The organism is Faucicola osloensis (assembly GCF_020041925.1).
GTDB classification, from domain to species: Bacteria; Pseudomonadota; Gammaproteobacteria; order Pseudomonadales; family Moraxellaceae; genus Faucicola; species Faucicola osloensis_D.
Map to the genome: position 1 here is coordinate 45581 of NZ_CP083409.1, position 17201 is coordinate 62781.

A 17201-nucleotide genomic window follows, 5' to 3' on the forward strand; every position below is an offset into this window, starting at 1 on the left:
AGCAAGATTAACGACAAGGATGGTTGATTGGCAATATCACATTGCAAAAAATCTGGGCTAAAAAATTTAAGCATTATAAGCGATAACCAGCCAATACTATACCAATTAACGCAAATTTTTCCCCAACTGCATTTATAGGCAGCCTAAAAGTTTTAGGCTACTTCAGATTAGCGCGTCGCTGCCGCAAAATCATCCAGGGTTTTTTCAATAAATTGCGTATAGCTTATCACGCCATCGGGCAGAGTTTCATAGACCGCCACAACCGGTACTGTTGATGCCTTCGCCAATGTGATGAGTTGCTTTGAGGTAGCATCCTCGGTCTGGGCATTGACCACCAACAAACCGACTTGTTTATTGCTCAGCAGGCTTTTGCTGTCATTGAGCACTTTGACCGACACCCCTGCATCCGTCTCCGATTGCGCAACATAGACTTTTGGCGTTACATCCTTGATGCCCATGTCCGCTAGCAAATACCCGATGACAGGCTCAGTAGCAAAGGCAGTGATGGCTTTTTGCTGTCCGATTTGTTTGGCTTTGACTTTGAGCGCATCAATTTGCTGGATAAAGTGTTGGGTATTTTTTGCATAAATTGCTTGATTGGCAGGCGATGTTGCCGCCAATTGCTTGTTGACCGCTTCAGCCACTTTTTTTGCTGTATCGAGGGAGAAAAACACGTGCTCATTGAAGTCACCGTGCGAGTGACTATGTACTTCACTATGTAGTTCACTATGCCCTTCACTGGGCACGTGAGGATGATCTGATGGTTGCGGATGAGCGGTCTTTATTTTGTATTGGGTATCGTGTTGGTGTTGTTCACTGGCAGGCTCATCTGCCGCTTTGTCCGTGTGAGGCGACAGTCCTGAAAGTGCTACGGCATTAATCACTACAGGTTTGTGACTCACCGACTCAGCTAAGCTCATACCCCAATCATCATACCCACCACCATTGACCAGCATGACAGCGGATTTAGTGATGTTAAGCTTGTCGGTCGCTGTGGCTTGATAATCATGCGGATCTTGTGATAAATCATCGACCCCCACAATCACATTGACTTTATCCCCCCCGACCGCTTTAGCCACAGAACCCCATACATTGGTGGTGGCATACACGGTGGGTAATTGGGTATTAATAACGGCGTTTGATGAGACTGTTGTAGCTGAGCTATTTGATGGGGATTGATTTGAGGCTGATTGCTTTGAGGTTGATGGATTGTCAGTTTGTTTTTGGCAGCCTGTTAATCCCCCCAATAGGCTCAGCGTCAATGTCACCCCTGCAATCGTGGGGGTTTTTAGTAGCCTTAGTAGCAAAAAAGGTCGGCTAAAAAAAGCATATTTGTTAATCAATGCGTTTATCATGCTGGGTCGCCCAATCAAGTATTGAGAAGATTAAAAATGTTATATTATAACATTTTAATGGTGTTCTCAAGGTAGTTAAAGGATTTATGCTGGCTTGGATTTCATCTATCGCCCCTTTAAATTCAACTATTTGCGCTGACCTTTTTATGCCATAATAAATTTATCACATTGCTGTATGGTTCACAGGCAAATCGGTTGTTATTTTCTACGCTTTAAGCCTGTCAGCACTTTTTTGTATGACCCACTCTCACAGGATGTTTTTATGAAACAATTTTTCGCGCCTTGTCTGGTACTTGCCAGTATGTTGGGCACAACATTTGCCCACGCAGCCTCTATGCCAGTGGATACCAATGCCCGCTTTAAACTAGGGTTAAACGCGTCAATCAACAATTACGCGTACGATAAGGACAATGATGTTACGATCATGCCACAGGCATTTTATGACAACAATCGACTCTACATTGAAGGCAGTGAAGCGGGTTATTATCCCTACAAAGATGCACAAAACGAATGGCGATTGACCGCAAGCTACGATAGCCGTTCATTTGATCCAGACGATGCGAGTACAGCGGCGTTAAAAGGACTCGATGAGCGTAAATGGTCTGCTATGGTGGGCACTAGCTATATGCGCATCACCCCGTATGGTGGCTTTAAAGCGCAAGTGGAAACTGATGCGTTAGGTCGCAGTGATGGTACTAGCGCAAAAGTGGCGCACTTGAGCAGATTTAAAGCAATGGATGATAAAATCACCATTTATCCTGAGCTAGGACTGCAGTGGTACAATGACAAGTACAACAATTACTACTTTGGTGTTTCTGAGCAAGAATCGCTACGCACAGGAATAACAGGGATAAAAGCTTATAAGGCTGATAGTAGCGTTACCCCTTATGTCAATGTCAGTGCCAGTTACGCCATTTCGCCACGCTGGAGTGCGTTTATCAGTCAGCATTTAGAGTATTTGAGCGATGAGCAAAAAGACAGCCCACTGGTTGATAACCGTGTCGATAGCAAAACTAAAATTGGCTTTAACTATCAGTTTTAATACCTAGTTTGATGCCTAGCGTGCCCATAAATAGCTTGCCCATAAATAGCTTGCCCATAAAAAGCGCAAATCGTTTGATTTGCGCTTTTTTTGTTTATAAGAAAGGGTTATTTACTTCGTCCACGTGCGACGCTTGCTGCTGTTGAATAGTAGATTTTTCCACCGTTTGCGCTTGATGGGCTTCTAAATACGCAACGATTTGGTTCAATACATCTTGTAATTGTTTTGCCGTGGCTAAACTTTGTTTATCCAACGTAAACGTCGCACTACCATAGAGATTGACTTGCTCTCCTTGATTCTCAAGGGTAAATTCGCCCAATCCCACGCTTTGGCTATCATTTTGAAATGGTTTAAAAGCACTCATCTTTTCCCCTGTTTAGTTGTTGATTTGCTAATTACTGCTTGTGGTTATGGTGAAATAGTGGCTACATTGCTCGGCAAACTGGGAAACGCATTGACCCCGGTACGTTTTTTAAGGGTGCTTAGGCTAATTTTTTCAACGGTTCCACTATTATCATTCGGGCTAAAAAATGCTATCGCTTGATGTTGTGATGGCAGATATACCGCTTTAAAAAAATGCGATGGCACCAGCACACGATTTTTTAGCCGTTTGACTTCCGGTGTTAAGAACGCCACCCCTGTCACCACATAAGCTGAGCCGTATTGGTTGGTCAGGTTACGAGTTTGTGTTTCAATTTTTACCCAAGTTTTACGGTTGTTGTCAGGCGTTTGTGGGGCGATATTTGCCAAACTAAAGCTATCAAATTGTGAGTCCGTGGTTGCCATATCAGCATTGGGCGCTAAATGCCCTCTGTCAAATCCGGTACGGGTATAATCGCTCAATAAGCTACGCACCTCGGTTGGCAGGCGAGTTTCTTCATGAAAGTTATCCTCTCTGACCAAGGTTTTGGCAGCCGTTATTCGTTGTCTCGTCAAATGCTCAGCGACCCAAATAGGGGTTTTGGTGACACCCGAATACATCACCGCAAAGCCATTAAAGCACAGGGGGTAGGTTTTTTGCGACAGCTTAGCGGTCATTATCGGCTGGGTTTTCTCAAAAAATTCGCTGGCGCATTTTTGTAGCGCCTTATCTAGCGAACGCGTGGTGAGTGTTTGGGTATCTGTGTTCGTTTGGGCGGTAGGGATAGTAACAGTATTGCTATCGGGCTTGGCGGTTGAGGGCGCAACACTACAACCTGTCAAATACAGCAAGCCAACACTCATGGCTGATAAGATGGCAGTATGGCTAACAAAATGGGTTTGAACTATCATGAGTGACCTTAAAAAAAGAAAAAATGAAGAAAATGAAAAATAGTACAATGATGACAATGGTATGGTTGGGGCTAAAGTGATGTATAACGTAGTTTAAAACTTCTTGGTTATTTTATAAGGTTTTTTAGTGGAATACGCAAATATTTACTGGTAGTGATACCAGTTTTCCTAAATATTTTTTGGCTAATATTGAGTTGACTACTTCTATCCCAATATTTTCCCATCAACAATTCTTTAAGTTCTGATAAAATACGCTTTTTGTCGTTAGTAAATTTTTATGAGTACATCAACCACATCACAAAACGCCGTCGTCTTACTCTCGGGCGGGCTAGATTCCGTGACTTGCCTTTACTGGGCAAAAGCCAATTATGCCAACGTCACAGCGGTAAGCTTTAACTACGGTCAGCGCCACAATAGCGAACTTAATGCCGCCAAAAAAATTGCCGCGACTGCCCAAGTCAACCATCGTATTATCGATATTGATTTGGCACAGCTAGGTGGCTCGGCGTTGACCGATGCTTCGCTGGTAGTACCCGATGCCAAACAAACAGATTTTAGCGATAATCAGCATAATGACAGCATTCCAATCACCTATGTACCTGCGCGTAATACCATCTTTTTGTCGTATGCGCTGGCATTGGCAGAGGTGACACAGTCCAATGCCATTGTGATTGGCGTCAATGCAGTCGATTACTCAGGCTATCCTGATTGTCGTCCTGAATATATTGAAGCCTTTGAAAAGATGGCAAATCTCGCTACCAAAGCCGGTGTGATGGGCAATCATCTCCACATTGCAACGCCATTGTTGCATTTAAGTAAAGCAGAAATCATTAAGTTGGGGGTATCGCTGGGGGTTGATTATGCATTGACCGTGTCATGCTACCGCGCAGATAGCGAAGGACGCGCCTGCGGACACTGCGATAGCTGTTATCTACGTCAGCAAGGTTTTTTACAAGCTGAAATAGATGACCCGACTATTTATCAGTAATCTATCATCATCAAATCCTGCCAGCTTTATTGCGTCAACGGTAAAGCTAGCCATTGTACGATTGAACACCTGCTGTTCTATACTGCTGTCTCTTATGAGGATAAACTATGAAACATTCAGCCATCGTGACCCTATTTGCTAGCATGGTTTTGCCGTTTGCCGCACATGCCGCCAATCCACAATATGTCAATGCTTGCGCCACCCAAATGACCGAAAAACACATCACTGATGCCGCTTCTGCAAAAAAAGTATGTACTTGTGTGGTAGATGAACAATCAAAAATCACCCAAGCGCAAAAAAATGAGCTTGATACTTGGGTAAAAAGTGGCAAAGATGTTCGCCAAAACAAAACTTTTCAAACCATCAGTGCGCGTATGAAAGCGTGTGGCAACGGCGTTAAATTTAATAAAGCCCGTCCCTAATCGGTTACAATCAAGTCCATAATCGATAGCGCCGCGCCACCAGACCAGTTGTTTACTGGTCTTTTTTTGTTTTGTCGCATGAAGAAGTTTGTACTCAATCTGGCTTTCTGATATTGTTAGTTCAATTTTTGCTTGGGAAATGCCCATGACTCAACTACCCAATTTTTTGGTCACCACGGTTGAAGCGGATACCAGCCGTCATGCCACAGCGCAGCCGCAATTTATCCAGCGTCAAATCAACCTGCCAGCGTATGCCAAACAGTCAGAGAAAGGCTTGATTCTGTATTTTTATCCAAAAGACAACACCTCCGGCTGTAGTGTGCAAGCGCAAGATTTTAGCCAGCATTTGACCTACTTGCAGCAGCTTGGCTACCAAGTCATTGGCGTATCAAGAGATAGTGTCAAAAGTCATGAAAAATTTATCGCCAACCAACAGATTAATTTTGCGCTGGTGAGTGATACCGATGAACAACTTTGCCAATATTTTGACATCATTGCCGAAAAAAAATTGTACGGCAAAGTCAGCCTTGGCGTGGTGCGTTCAACCTTAATTTTCGACAACGCAGGCAAGCTGGTTTATGAGATGCGCAATGTCCGCGCCAAGGGGCATATGGATAAATTACTTGCGATATTGCCCACCCTTTAACCCAAACTAACCTAAATTAACCCAAACGCCTTATTTTATTTTGATTTTTTGACTCGAGATCACTCATTGTATGTCCGTGAACCAATTTTTTAAAAATATCTATCACGACTTGTATTATGATGTCTATAAAGCAGTCGGTGGTTCGCTCGAAGATGAAGCGGTTAATTGGCCGCTGTATCTCTCCAAACTTGCCAGTACAGGCATCAAAATTATGGTACTGTTGGCAATTTTGGGCGTGGTCTATCGGCTAAGTTTATTGCTCATCAATTCTGCCCGTTTTATCGCCAAAGACAGTAAGTACAGCCAATCGTTAAGGCTCATCGCACGGTTGATGTGGTTGTTTTCAAGTTTGCTTGCGGTGATGAGTCAGCTTAACTTTGAGCCCGAAACAGTCAAAGCCACTGCCAAAGCGGGTATTTGGTCAGTGATTTTTTATATGGCGTGGTACAACCTCGGTTATTTGATGCAAAAAATGCTCAAAAATTATGGGCTAAATGCGTCCATTGAACAACTACTGCATAATTTGTTGTCTATGCTCATCATCGTATTATGGATTGCCTCGGTGATGTCGCAGTTTGGTTTTGATATTGTGTCTGTGGTCGCAGGTCTTGGGATTGCAGGTATCGCAGTGGGTTTTGCCGCGCAAGCTACACTCGCCAACTTTATTGCCGGTATCACCATTTTGATTGAGCAATCATTTCAAGTCGGTGATTGGGTCAGCATTAATGAAAAAGAAGGCAAAGTGGTGCAAATTGCCTTGCGCACTACCCAAATTTTGACCCGTGACAATATCACCGTGATTTTCCCCAATTCAACCGTTGCTTCAGCCGAAGTCATTAATTTAACTGCCAAAAATCTGATTCGTTTTGATATTGAAGTGCGTATCGCGTTGGAAGCGGATATTGAAAGCGCGCGCGCTATTATTCTTGATATTTTAGCCAATACCAAAGAGGTATTAGAGCGTCCTGCGCCCACGGCGACAGTGGATAAAATTGGCGATTTTGGGGTGTTTTTTATCGTGCGGTTTTGGGTCAATCCGCCACACGTGTCTCGAATGCCATTTATCAAAGAAAATCTACGCGAACAAATCAAAGTGGCACTCGATGACGCCGGCATTACCACACCTTACCCTCATATGCAGCTTTTAATGCCAAGCGATAAAGCCACCCCATCGGTAAAAACTTCCCCATAATTTCAGACATTCTGTCATTTGTCCTGTGCTAATCATGCTAAAATACGCCATTAATCAACTTTGACTTTTTTTGGCAGTATTTATGACAGACAGCAATACAACGCCCGTTGGGCAAACTTTTAACATTGTAATCACTTGTGCCGATGGGCTAGAAATTCCCTTGCAAACTGAGCTGGCAAGCTTTGGTATAGATACACAAATTGAGCGCACGGGTCGGCTGATGGCGACATTGACGTTGGCGCAGATTTATCAAGTTTGCCTATGGTCTCGTGTGGCATCAAGGGTGTTGTTACCACTAGGCAAAAAGAACATCAATCCCGAGTACGATATTGCAGATCAGCTCTATACCTTTGCCAAAACTGTCAAATGGACCCAGCTATTTGATTTGGAACAGACCTTTGCGATTCGTTTGACCCTAGATAAGCGCGTACAAGCCAACCAGCAATTCACCATGCTGCGTGTCAAAGATGCGATTGCCGACCAATTTAACGAGCAGTTCGGGCGTCGCCCCAATGTCGATAAAAACCCCGATTTTGGCATTGTCGCTACTGTGGGTGACAAACAAGCTGAATTGTATCTAGATTTATCAGGTACCAGTTTGCACCGCCGTGGTTATCGTGCTGCGATGACTGAAGCGCCACTCAAAGAAAACTTGGCTGCTGCCCTGCTCTATAGCGTGAATTTTCACACCACCCAATTTGACAGTATCGTCGACCCGATGTGCGGCTCAGGCACGCTGATTATTGAAGCCTTACTGATGAGTGCAGATTATGCCGTAGGGCTGGATAAAGCCGATAGCCAATTTGGGTTTTATGCATGGCAACATCATGATACTGCCCTTTGGGAGGCTATGGTGCAAGACGCGCAAACCCGTTTTCATCATCGCCTAGATGCCATGGCAAATGGCGAGATGCCCGCGGTATTTGCTTTTGATATGGACTCAGGCGCGGTTCGAGCCACGCATAAAAATTTAATCGCCGCAGGTTTGACGCCTATCATCAACCGTATTACCTTGCAGCAGCGGTCACTGGCGACCCTTAATTTGGCACTAGAAAAACAAGTCAATGGCTGGGTCAATTCCCTGTTTATCACCAATCCACCATATGGTGAGCGCTTGGGTGAGGAAGAATTGATTAAACCCTTGTATCAAGGTTTGGGTAAAAAATTACAAGCCCTGTTTGCAGATAGCCCTGCCAAAGTGACTTTGGGTGTCCTCGCTGCCAAAGTTGAACAAGCTGACGTACTACCCCTTGCGGAGCCAAAAACCCTACGCTGTCATAACGGTGCTATCACCGTTTATTTTCGTTATGGTGAGCTGTTAAAGAGCAAAGACACACCGCTTATTACGCGTTTTGAAAAGCGTGAAATCACCGTAGAAGAAGGTCAAGATTTTATCAATCGACTACAAAAAAATCTTGCCAATCTGCGCAAACTCGCTCACAAACAAGCCGTGACCAATCTGCGGGTGTATGATGCCGACTTACCTGATTTTAAAGTAGCAGTGGATGTGTATGGCGAATTTGTGCATGTGCAAGAATATGCCGCCCCCAAATCAATCCCGTTAGAGACCGCCAAAAAACGTTTTAATCTAGCGCTGCATGGCGTGCGTGAAGCCTTGCAAGTGAACCGTGAGCAAGTGTTTATCAAAACCCGCGCCCGCCAATCCGGCAATGAGCAGTATGAGAAAAAAGCCAATTCGGGTAAATTCCATGTGGTCAGCGAGCCAACCGCCAACAACCAACGGGCGTATTTTTTGGTGAACTTTAGCGATTATTTGGATACAGGGCTATTTCTTGACCATCGCAGCATCCGAAAGATTATTGCAGAAAACTCACGCGGTAAAACGGTGCTTAATCTGTTTGCTTATACTTGTACTGCCAGTGTGCATGCGGCATTGGGCGGGGCAAAAGCGGTGACATCGGTGGACTTATCACAAAACTATCTGGATTGGGGACGCAAAAATTTTGCCCTAAACGGTTTGCCAGATTTGCCAAACTACCAGTTTATTGCCCAAGATATTTTTGAATGGATTAAAAGCAATACTGAGCAGTACGATGTGATTTTTATCGATCCGCCGACTTTTTCTAACTCAAAGAAATTTCAAGGTACTTTTGATGTGCAGCGCGACCACGTACCGCTCATCAACCGTGCCATGAATCGCTTATCCGCTGAAGGCGTGTTATATTTTTCCAATAACTTTACCAAATTTGTGCTAGATGACGAAATCAACAACCGTTACCACGTTGAAGAAATGACCAGCCAAACCATCGGCTTTGATTTTGATAGTAAACGCCCTATTCACCAGTCATGGGCGATTCGCCACAAATAATTTGCCAATAAAAAAGCGATGACTCGTATTAGCCATCGCTTTTTTAGATGAGTTCGGTTATTTTGCTAGAGTCTTGGTTTCAATCACGCTATCAAGCTTATAAAGACTGCCGTAACCTTTGGTATCGGTCGGTGGGGTGCGATAGCGAGTCAAGCGCAAAACCCGCTGTGCGCTTTCATCATGACGATAATTGATGATAGGCGCATCGAGAAGATACCATTGACCCACCGCTGTTTTTAATCCCTGAGTGTCATAATTGATATCACGCACTTCTAGGCATTTTCTATCGGTCACGTTATCGCAATACTGCCACTTGGGTTTGACCTCCAAAAATACGGTTTCCCCTTTGCCGTATTTTACTTCAGGCTTTAATATGCCATGCCAAATTAACGCAGTGCCGTCTGCCAAATCTTGTTGCAACATTGCATGTGTTTGCCAGCTCATTATCATCATTGATAATTGGCTATCGCTGTGCATTTGCTGAGCCAACCAAGTTTCACTTTGTTGTAGAGAGCCGCAACCCATCAAGGTAGTCACCGTATTGGTGCTTGCCTGTAGTTTGTCCCCTTGTAACCTATAGCCGCTCGATAATTGATTACAGCCTACACTGTAACTGATTCGATTTTGGGCGAAATCAAGTGTTACCTTGTGGTTATCAATTTGCGGCTTCAAATGATCCGATGGCGGTGGATTGGTACTGTTGGGATAAGCATTCACGCCAGACAATTGCCAATGATAACTTTGCAAATCATCGACACTGGGCGCTTTACCAATAAATATCGCAGGCTGGGCATCAGGCACTCTTTCACTCGGCGCTGATGGGTTAGTAGTCACCGTTTGGCAACCAGTCAGGGCAAGCATAAGCAATGCGCTGGTTTTAAAGCCGCCTTTAACCACTTGATTGTTTATCATTGTTCATATCCATTATTACCCCATTAATTGAAGTTTAGCCAAATATTTTTGGTTATTTAGCATCCGTTCTGTAAATTTAGTTTACTACCTTTAATGGAAAAGTTGGCATAAAAAAACCCAGTCAAGCGACTAGGTTTTTGATTTCAAACTTAACATAAACGATTATTTATTCGGTTGTGGCGTGGTGCGCAGATAAGGCTTAATTTCTTTATGACCTTTTGGGAATTTTGCCGCGATTTCTTCATTTTTGACGCTCGGCGGGATAATCACATCGTCCCCGTCTTGCCACTCAACTGGCGTTGCAATGCCATAATTATCTGACAATTGCAAGGCATCAATCACCCGTAAAATTTCATTGAAGTTACGACCGACAGCGGCGGGGTAAGTGAAAGTTAACCGCAGTTTATGCTGTGGATCGATAATGAATACACTACGAACCGTGTGCGTGGTTGACGCATTTGGGTGAATCATGTCGTAAGCTTCCGATACTTTTTTATCGGCGTCTGCAATGATAGGGAAATTCACCGCGCAGCCTTGGGTTTCTGAGATATCGCCTGCCCAAGCTTTGTGATCTTCGACGCTATCGACTGATAAAGCAATGGGTTTGACATGGCGCTTTTTGAATTCATCACCCAATGATGCCGTGCGTCCTAACTCCGTGGTACAAACTGGGGTAAAGTCTGCGGGATGTGAGAATAAAACCACCCAGTTATCACCTTGCCAATCGTAAAAATTGATATTGCCTTCGGTGGTTTGTGCGTCAAAATTTGGTGCCGTGTCGCCAATTCGTAATTGTGCCATCGCTGACTCCTTATGATTTGATTTGATCTGATTTGATTAATAATATGTGGTTATTGTTTGATATCGGTCTATCACAGAGACTCAGCAAAATTTTAACAGATTTTAAATTCATCAATAATGACTTTTTGCGAATCTTTGTTTCTAAAAAGTCATAAGCGCGCTACGATTGACTGTTTTATAGTGGAGGTTTTAATCAAATTCCGCGGTCTTTAAAAACCGCGCAACCACGTTAAACTGTCCAGCGGTGGTATCTTCTTCATACATGGCTTGGCGAAACGCATTGGAATTGGCAATTCCTGAGGTATACCAAGCAATATGTTTACGAGCGATACGACACCCCGAGTATTCACCATAAAACGAATAAATCTCTTGCAAATGGCTTAATACTATCTCTCTAAGGGCATCCATCGTTGGACTGGGCAAGATTTCACCAGTCTTTAGATAATGCGCAATGTCGCGAAAAATCCAAGGCTGCCCTTGCCCTGCTCGCCCAATCATAATGCCATCGGCGCCTGTTTGCTCATATACTTGTTTGGCTTTTTGCGGGCTGTCGATATCCCCATTGACGATAACAGGAATGGTGAGAAGATTTTTCACCTCTTTAATTAACTCATAGCGAGCGCTGCCCAGATATTTATCTTCCCGGGTGCGTCCATGTATCACAATCATGGCGATACCTGCCTCTTCGGCCATTTTTGCGACACGTAAAATATTTTCTTCGCCATTGGCATAGCCTAAACGGGTTTTTAGCGTGACTGGTACATCGACTGCATTGACCGTGGCATCCAATAGCCGCTTGACCAAGTCTTCATCTTTGAGTAGTGCTGAACCGGCAAGCTTTTTGCAAACTTTTTTTGCAGGACAACCCATATTGATATCGACAATTTGCGCCCCATTGGCAACTTGATAGCGAGCCGCTTCGGCGATTTTTTCTGGGTCTGAGCCAGCGATTTGCGCTGAAATAGGCGCGATTTCACCATCAAAATTGGCGCGATACAGCGTTTTGTGATGGGCAAACAAAGTGGCATCAGACGTCATCATCTCCGACACGGCATGCCCTGCGCCAAAGGACTTAGCCAGCATGCGAAAAGGCTTATCCGTGACGCCTGCCATCGGGGCAACGATGATGCGGTTGGCGATGGTCTGGTCGCCGATATTAAGGGGGGTAAGCAATGGATGGTTGGACATAAATAAAAAAGAATAATGGGCTCAAAAATGGGGGAACATTATAACTTTTATTGTCCATGCTTTGGCTAAAAATATTACGCATTTATCATACTTCCCATTTCCCCCTCTTTTAAACAATCGGGTGAGTTTTTATATCAATTTTTTACGATTTTTTATCTCTTTGTCATATAGACTTAACCCAATAGAAGTTTAATAGTGTCATACTCATCAATTTGTTAGACCTAGATTTAGACATGGAAATGGGCATAAACATATGTTAAAACAGCTTAAACTTTGGTATCGAGGCGGCAGGTATGTCAATGGGGAAGTGGTTTATCAGCTGCCCCATTGGTCTGCTAGGGTGGCTCGTCGTACGGTTGATTTTGTTTCGCTTGAATGGAAGTGGTTATTGGCATTTTTATGCCTCATCATGATAATTCTTATTATCGCTATTTGATTTGTCGATATTTCACTCATTTAGCCATGCCAATTTCGGCAACATATGGGAGGTAAAGATATTGTATATAAAACCGCTAACAAGTCACTATGTTTTACCATGACAAATCGTTGAGATTTTAGTATACTATCTTGTTTATTTGATACGCTTATACGACCGCTATGACCCAAATTCCTGTCATTCAAAACCCAGAAATGGTCAATCCCCAAGACCTTATCGCAAAAACCAATTTACTTGGCATGAGTAAGGCTGAGCTTGGACAATTTTTTGCCAAGCTCGGCGAGAAACCGTTTCGCGCCACCCAAGTCATGAAGTGGATTTATCAGTTTGGCGTGACCGATTTTTATCAAATGACGAATTTGTCCAAAAAACTACAAGAAACATTGGATGAAGTGGCAACTGTGTCGCCCCCAACGGTCAAGTTTAAAAAATTTAGCGAAGATGGCACCCGCAAATGGGTGTTTGAAGTAGCAGGTGGCTCGCTGGTCGAAACTGTACTGATCCCTGCTGACGATAATAAACAGTTTGGACGTAAAACCTTGTGTATTTCCTCGCAAGTCGGCTGTGCGCTTGACTGCTCGTTTTGTAGCACTGGTAAACAAGGCTTTGAGCGGGACTTATCGCCTAGCGAAATTATCGGACAGCTGTGGGTGGCCAACCAGTCTTATATGGAAAATGTGCCTGTTACTGAGCGTGAAAATCGGGTCACCAATGTGGTGATGATGGGGATGGGTGAACCCCTGTTAAATTACGAGCCCGTGGTAGCCAGTATGTCATTGATGCTCGATGATTTCGGTTTTGGCTTATCCAAACGCCGCGTTACTCTATCAACATCAGGCATCGTGCCAAAGATATATGAGCTCGCCAAAGACATTGATGTAGCACTTGCTATTAGCCTACATGCACCCAATGACGAACTGCGTAACGAACTGGTACCCATCAATAAAAAATATCCGCTCAAAGAACTGATAGCCGCTGCCAAATCTTATGTATATGACGAAAACCCCCGTCATAAAAAGCACGTCACCATCGAATATGTGATGTTAAAAGACGTCAATGACACTGATGAACACGCCCGTCAGCTGGTCAATCTGCTCAAAGATTTGCCCTGCAAAATTAATTTGATTCCGTTTAATCCGTTCCCGCATGCGCCTTATGGACGCTCTAGCAACAATCGTATCCATGCGTTTAGCAATATCCTGAACCAAGCAGGCTTTGTTTGTACCATTCGCCAAACCCGTGGCGATGACATTGATGCAGCGTGTGGACAACTGGTCGGACAAGTCACCGATAAAACCCGCCGAGCAAAACAATGGCAAGAAAAAGTGTCCAAAACGTTACAATCTAAAGCGTCTCATTAAATCTTTTATCATTATAATAGTTTGGCGTGATACAGGCGCAAGTTAGCCTTATCGGTTGGTGTTATCAAGGTTTTTTTGCTATAGTAATAGCCATTTTTAATGATAGGCTTGTTTTGCTATTGGGCTTTATCGACAATTAAAAATCGTTATCGACTGTCAAAATTTTTAATTATTCAATTTAGTTCATTTGATTATGAGTAAGTTTGTTATGCCACCATGTCACTCACGTCAAACTCATTTATACCAAAGTCAACCTGCTATTTTGTGTCAATTACACAACAACGATATAGACGACGACAAAATGCCGGGCAAATCAAATTTTTTATCGAAGGTTTTTTTATCTAAGGTTTTTGCCGCAGGTATGATTGGCCTTTCAAGCTTCACCCTTTGCCTAACGGGTTGTACCACCACTCGACAAGTCACCACGCAGACAGTCACCGCCAGTGACCCAAGTCGTTGGGAAAAAAATCCAGAAGAAATCGCCAGAATTCGCACCGCGATTGCCGCTGAATATATTCGTGGTGGAAAATTAGACGATGCCAAACGGCAGTTAGAAAGTGCATTAAAGTCTTATCCAAAGTCAGCAGAAGCCAATGATATGATGGGTGTGTTATTGCAGCAAGAAGGCAGCCCGCGCAATATGCAAAAAGCCGAAGCTTATTTTAAAAACGCCATCGCACTCAATCCTGACTTTAGTCAAGCAAACAACAACTATGGCGTCTATCTCGCCCAACTCAGTCGTAACCAAGAAGCGATTGCCCAGTTTCAAATTGCGGGTTCTGCCTTAGGATATGACGGTCGTGCCAGTGCGTTAGAGAATTTAGGTCGTACAGCATTAAAGGTCAAAAACAAACCGCTGGCGATACAATCATTTATCAAGGCGCTCGATGCCAACCGCCAAAGCATCGTCGCCCGTACAGAGCTTATTGATATTTTATTGGCAGATGGCAAATTTTTGGAGGCGCAGGCACTGTATAATGATTTGGTTAAAATTATTGGTCAATCCAACCTTGACCCGCGCACTTTATCACAAGGGATTAGGCTTGCCAAACTTGCGAACAATACCATAGAAGTGCAAAAATTAGCGCAGCAGCTTTTGGATCGCTATCCACTTAGCGATGAAGCAAAGCAGATTCGTTCTGGACTTTTAACCCCAACGTCAACTTGGAAATAAGATGGAAAACAGCAATAATACCGACAATCAACAAAACTCTACCCCGGTTCATGACACAACCCAGCTTTTGGGTCAGCGTTTTAAACAAGCCCGTGAGAAAAAAGGCTTATCGATTGACGATGTCGCTGCCAAAACTTTCATCTTAAAAAGTCATCTTCGGGCGCTTGAAGCCAATGATTTTGACGCCTTGCCACAGCCTACCTTTGCGCGCGGTTTTGCCACTACCTATGGGCGTTTTTTGGGTTTAGATAAAAATCTGGTCGCGCAAAGTTTTGATGCCCAGTACCCCGCTACCCTCAAACAAAAATATGCCACGGTCATCAATGCCCCGATGCAGCCGATGGGCACGCTTAATCGTGAAGCGCGTCCCAGTGTGCGTATTAACCCTTTTGTCATTGGTGGTATTTTATTGGTATTAGGGCTTGCGATTTTTATTTTTAATAAAGTTAGCAAAGCACATAATGACTCGGTTGAACAAGCGCCCGCTAGCGCTGTTGCCAGTATGCCAACCCAAGACCAAGTCAGCGGTGCGTCGCTTAACAATGCAGGCTCAGCGATTGTGACTAACACGGTGACTGCCAGTGGGTTACCCGCCACCGGATCTGCCATTACCGGTGTTGCGGTGAGTGCTGATAACGCCAGTGGTACAGCAGCGACAGGGCAAGCTGGTGCTAAAGCTTCAATTGACATTTTTGTGAAAGATACCACCAAAATCACCATTGTCGATGCGACAGGCAATACGATTTTAGATGGCGATCAAGCACGCGGTAGTTACCAATTGACAGGTCAAGCGCCGTTTCAAGTCAATATTGACAAAGCCAGCAACGTGAGCTTGGATTTGAACAAACAACCGATTAAATTAAGCAATTACGCCCAAAACGATAAAGCCAATTTTACTTTAAAACCTTAACGACTTATAACTTTAAAAATACGCTAAATCATTCGTTATAATAATAGGAACGCCTATGTCAGCGCATAACCCCATCAAACGTAAACTCACCAAAAAAATCTACGTCGGTAATGTCGCAGTAGGCGGTGACGCCCCCATTAGTGTGCAAAGTATGACCAATACCGATACCTGTGATGTCGATGCCACTGTGGCACAGATTCAGCGCTGTGTGGATGCCGGTGCTGATCTGATGCGCGTTTCTACGCCAACGATGGAAAGCGTAAAAGCCTTTGCCGAAATCAAAAGACAAGTTTCTGTGCCATTGGTCGCAGACGTTCATTTTGATTATAAAATTGCACTGGCGGTGGCTGATGCCGGTGCAGACTGTTTACGTATCAACCCAGGTAATATCGGCAATGAACAAAAAGTGCGTGAAGTGATTGCCGCCGCCAAACATCATGGCATCAGTATGCGCATTGGCGTAAACGCGGGGTCACTAGAAAAAGACATCCAAAAAAAATATGGTGAACCCACGGGTGAAGCAATGCTTGAATCGGCGATGCGCCATATTGATATTTTAGATCGTAATAACTTTGATCAATTTAAAATCTCAGTCAAAGCCAGTAATGTGTTTTTGACCATGGATGCGTATCGGTTGATTTCTGCACAAGTTGACAATCCCCTGCATTTAGGTGTGACAGAAGCAGGGGTGTACCGCACAGGTACCGTGAAGTCTGCGATTGCCTTAGGCGGGCTATTACTAGAAGGTATTGGCGATACCATGCGTATTTCGCTAGCCGCTGAGCCAGAAGAAGAAATTAAAATCGGTTTTGATATCTTAAAATCACTGGGTATCCGTAGTAATGGGGTGAATTTTATCGCCTGCCCTAGCTGCTCACGCCAAGAGTTTGATGTGATTCGGGTGATGATGGACTTAGAAAAACGCCTAGAAGATATCCGTGAGCCAATGGATGTGTCGGTGATTGGCTGTAAAGTCAATGGTCCAGGGGAAGCCAAAGAAGCTGACATTGGCGTGGTGGGTGCTAGTCCAAATAGCCTAGTATATAAAAATGGGGAAAAATCACATTTGATTGATACCACCAAGCTTGCTGATGAGATTGAAGCCATGGTCCGTCAAAAAGTGGCTGAACGTGAAGCGCAGCGCGCCAATGAAATTTTACGGGTTAAATAATT

Annotated in this window: 16 protein-coding genes; 10 read left to right on the forward strand and 6 right to left on the reverse strand. The window is 44.0% G+C overall.

Features of this window, described 5'->3' with window-relative positions:
- Window positions 1-167 precede the first annotated feature (167 nt).
- Window positions 168-1355, reverse strand: a complete 1188-nt coding sequence (locus tag LAJ61_RS00175) for a metal ABC transporter solute-binding protein, Zn/Mn family (protein WP_224054009.1) — start codon at window positions 1353-1355, stop codon at window positions 168-170.
- Between the two features lie 262 nt (window positions 1356-1617).
- Between LAJ61_RS00175 and LAJ61_RS00180 the strand changes: the two genes are divergently transcribed.
- Entirely contained in the window at window positions 1618-2397 is a 780-nt protein-coding gene (locus LAJ61_RS00180) for a MipA/OmpV family protein (protein WP_224054010.1), read from the forward strand.
- A gap of 94 nt (window positions 2398-2491) precedes the next feature.
- On the opposite strand, the gene LAJ61_RS00185 is transcribed toward LAJ61_RS00180, so the two are convergent.
- Both LAJ61_RS00185 and LAJ61_RS00190 read right to left on the reverse strand, forming a co-directional pair.
- Window positions 2492-2761 (reverse strand): hypothetical protein, encoded by a 270-nt coding sequence (locus LAJ61_RS00185; RefSeq protein WP_099834039.1) that lies wholly within the window; start codon window positions 2759-2761, stop codon window positions 2492-2494.
- Between the two features lie 44 nt (window positions 2762-2805).
- Window positions 2806-3669, reverse strand: a complete 864-nt coding sequence (locus LAJ61_RS00190; protein WP_224054011.1) for a DNA/RNA non-specific endonuclease — start codon at window positions 3667-3669, stop codon at window positions 2806-2808.
- Between the two features lie 277 nt (window positions 3670-3946).
- On the opposite strand from LAJ61_RS00190, the gene queC reads away from it, so the two are divergent.
- From queC to rlmKL, 5 genes are all read left to right on the forward strand, one after another.
- The gene (gene queC, locus LAJ61_RS00195; RefSeq protein WP_219299395.1) at window positions 3947-4657 is read left to right on the forward strand and encodes a 7-cyano-7-deazaguanine synthase QueC; all 711 of its coding nucleotides are present in this window, start codon (window positions 3947-3949) and stop codon (window positions 4655-4657) included.
- Window positions 4658-4764: 107 nt separating this feature from the next.
- Window positions 4765-5079, forward strand: coding sequence for a hypothetical protein (locus LAJ61_RS00200; protein ID WP_065252727.1), 315 nt, complete (start codon window positions 4765-4767; stop codon window positions 5077-5079).
- A gap of 145 nt (window positions 5080-5224) precedes the next feature.
- Window positions 5225-5725, forward strand: coding sequence for a peroxiredoxin (locus LAJ61_RS00205; protein ID WP_224054012.1), 501 nt, complete (start codon window positions 5225-5227; stop codon window positions 5723-5725).
- 70 nt (window positions 5726-5795) lie between these two features.
- On the forward strand, window positions 5796-6917 hold the full coding sequence (locus LAJ61_RS00210) for a mechanosensitive ion channel family protein (RefSeq protein WP_224054013.1): 1122 nt from the start codon (window positions 5796-5798) through the stop codon (window positions 6915-6917).
- 82 nt (window positions 6918-6999) lie between these two features.
- Window positions 7000-9246: a bifunctional 23S rRNA (guanine(2069)-N(7))-methyltransferase RlmK/23S rRNA (guanine(2445)-N(2))-methyltransferase RlmL gene (gene rlmKL / locus LAJ61_RS00215; RefSeq protein ID WP_224054014.1), complete on the forward strand. Its 2247-nt coding sequence runs from the start codon at window positions 7000-7002 to the stop codon at window positions 9244-9246.
- 57 nt (window positions 9247-9303) lie between these two features.
- Here rlmKL and LAJ61_RS00220 read toward each other — a convergent pair whose 3' ends face one another.
- The 3 genes from LAJ61_RS00220 to dusB form a co-directional block, all read right to left on the reverse strand.
- Window positions 9304-10158, reverse strand: a complete 855-nt coding sequence (locus tag LAJ61_RS00220; RefSeq protein WP_224054015.1) for an META domain-containing protein — start codon at window positions 10156-10158, stop codon at window positions 9304-9306.
- Window positions 10159-10320: 162 nt separating this feature from the next.
- A complete protein-coding gene (locus tag LAJ61_RS00225; protein WP_050325417.1) occupies window positions 10321-10959 on the reverse strand; it encodes a peroxiredoxin in 639 nt (212 codons plus the stop codon).
- A gap of 189 nt (window positions 10960-11148) precedes the next feature.
- A complete protein-coding gene (dusB, locus tag LAJ61_RS00230) occupies window positions 11149-12147 on the reverse strand; it encodes a tRNA dihydrouridine synthase DusB (RefSeq protein ID WP_224054016.1) in 999 nt (332 codons plus the stop codon).
- A gap of 597 nt (window positions 12148-12744) precedes the next feature.
- Between dusB and rlmN the strand changes: the two genes are divergently transcribed.
- The 4 genes from rlmN to ispG all read left to right on the forward strand — a co-directional run bounded on the left by rlmN (window position 12745) and on the right by ispG (window position 17199).
- Window positions 12745-13944 carry a dual-specificity RNA methyltransferase RlmN gene (gene rlmN / locus LAJ61_RS00235; RefSeq protein WP_224054017.1) on the forward strand — a complete coding sequence of 400 codons (1200 nt, stop codon included), beginning with the start codon at window positions 12745-12747 and terminating at the stop codon, window positions 13942-13944.
- A 361-nt stretch (window positions 13945-14305) separates the two neighbouring features.
- Window positions 14306-15118, forward strand: a complete 813-nt coding sequence (gene pilW, locus LAJ61_RS00240; RefSeq protein ID WP_224054018.1) for a type IV pilus biogenesis/stability protein PilW — start codon at window positions 14306-14308, stop codon at window positions 15116-15118.
- Between the two features lies 1 nt (window position 15119).
- Window positions 15120-16028 (forward strand): helix-turn-helix domain-containing protein, encoded by a 909-nt coding sequence (locus tag LAJ61_RS00245; protein WP_099808110.1) that lies wholly within the window; start codon window positions 15120-15122, stop codon window positions 16026-16028.
- A 55-nt stretch (window positions 16029-16083) separates the two neighbouring features.
- Entirely contained in the window at window positions 16084-17199 is a 1116-nt protein-coding gene (ispG, locus tag LAJ61_RS00250) for a flavodoxin-dependent (E)-4-hydroxy-3-methylbut-2-enyl-diphosphate synthase (protein ID WP_224054019.1), read from the forward strand.
- Window positions 17200-17201 lie beyond the last annotated feature (2 nt).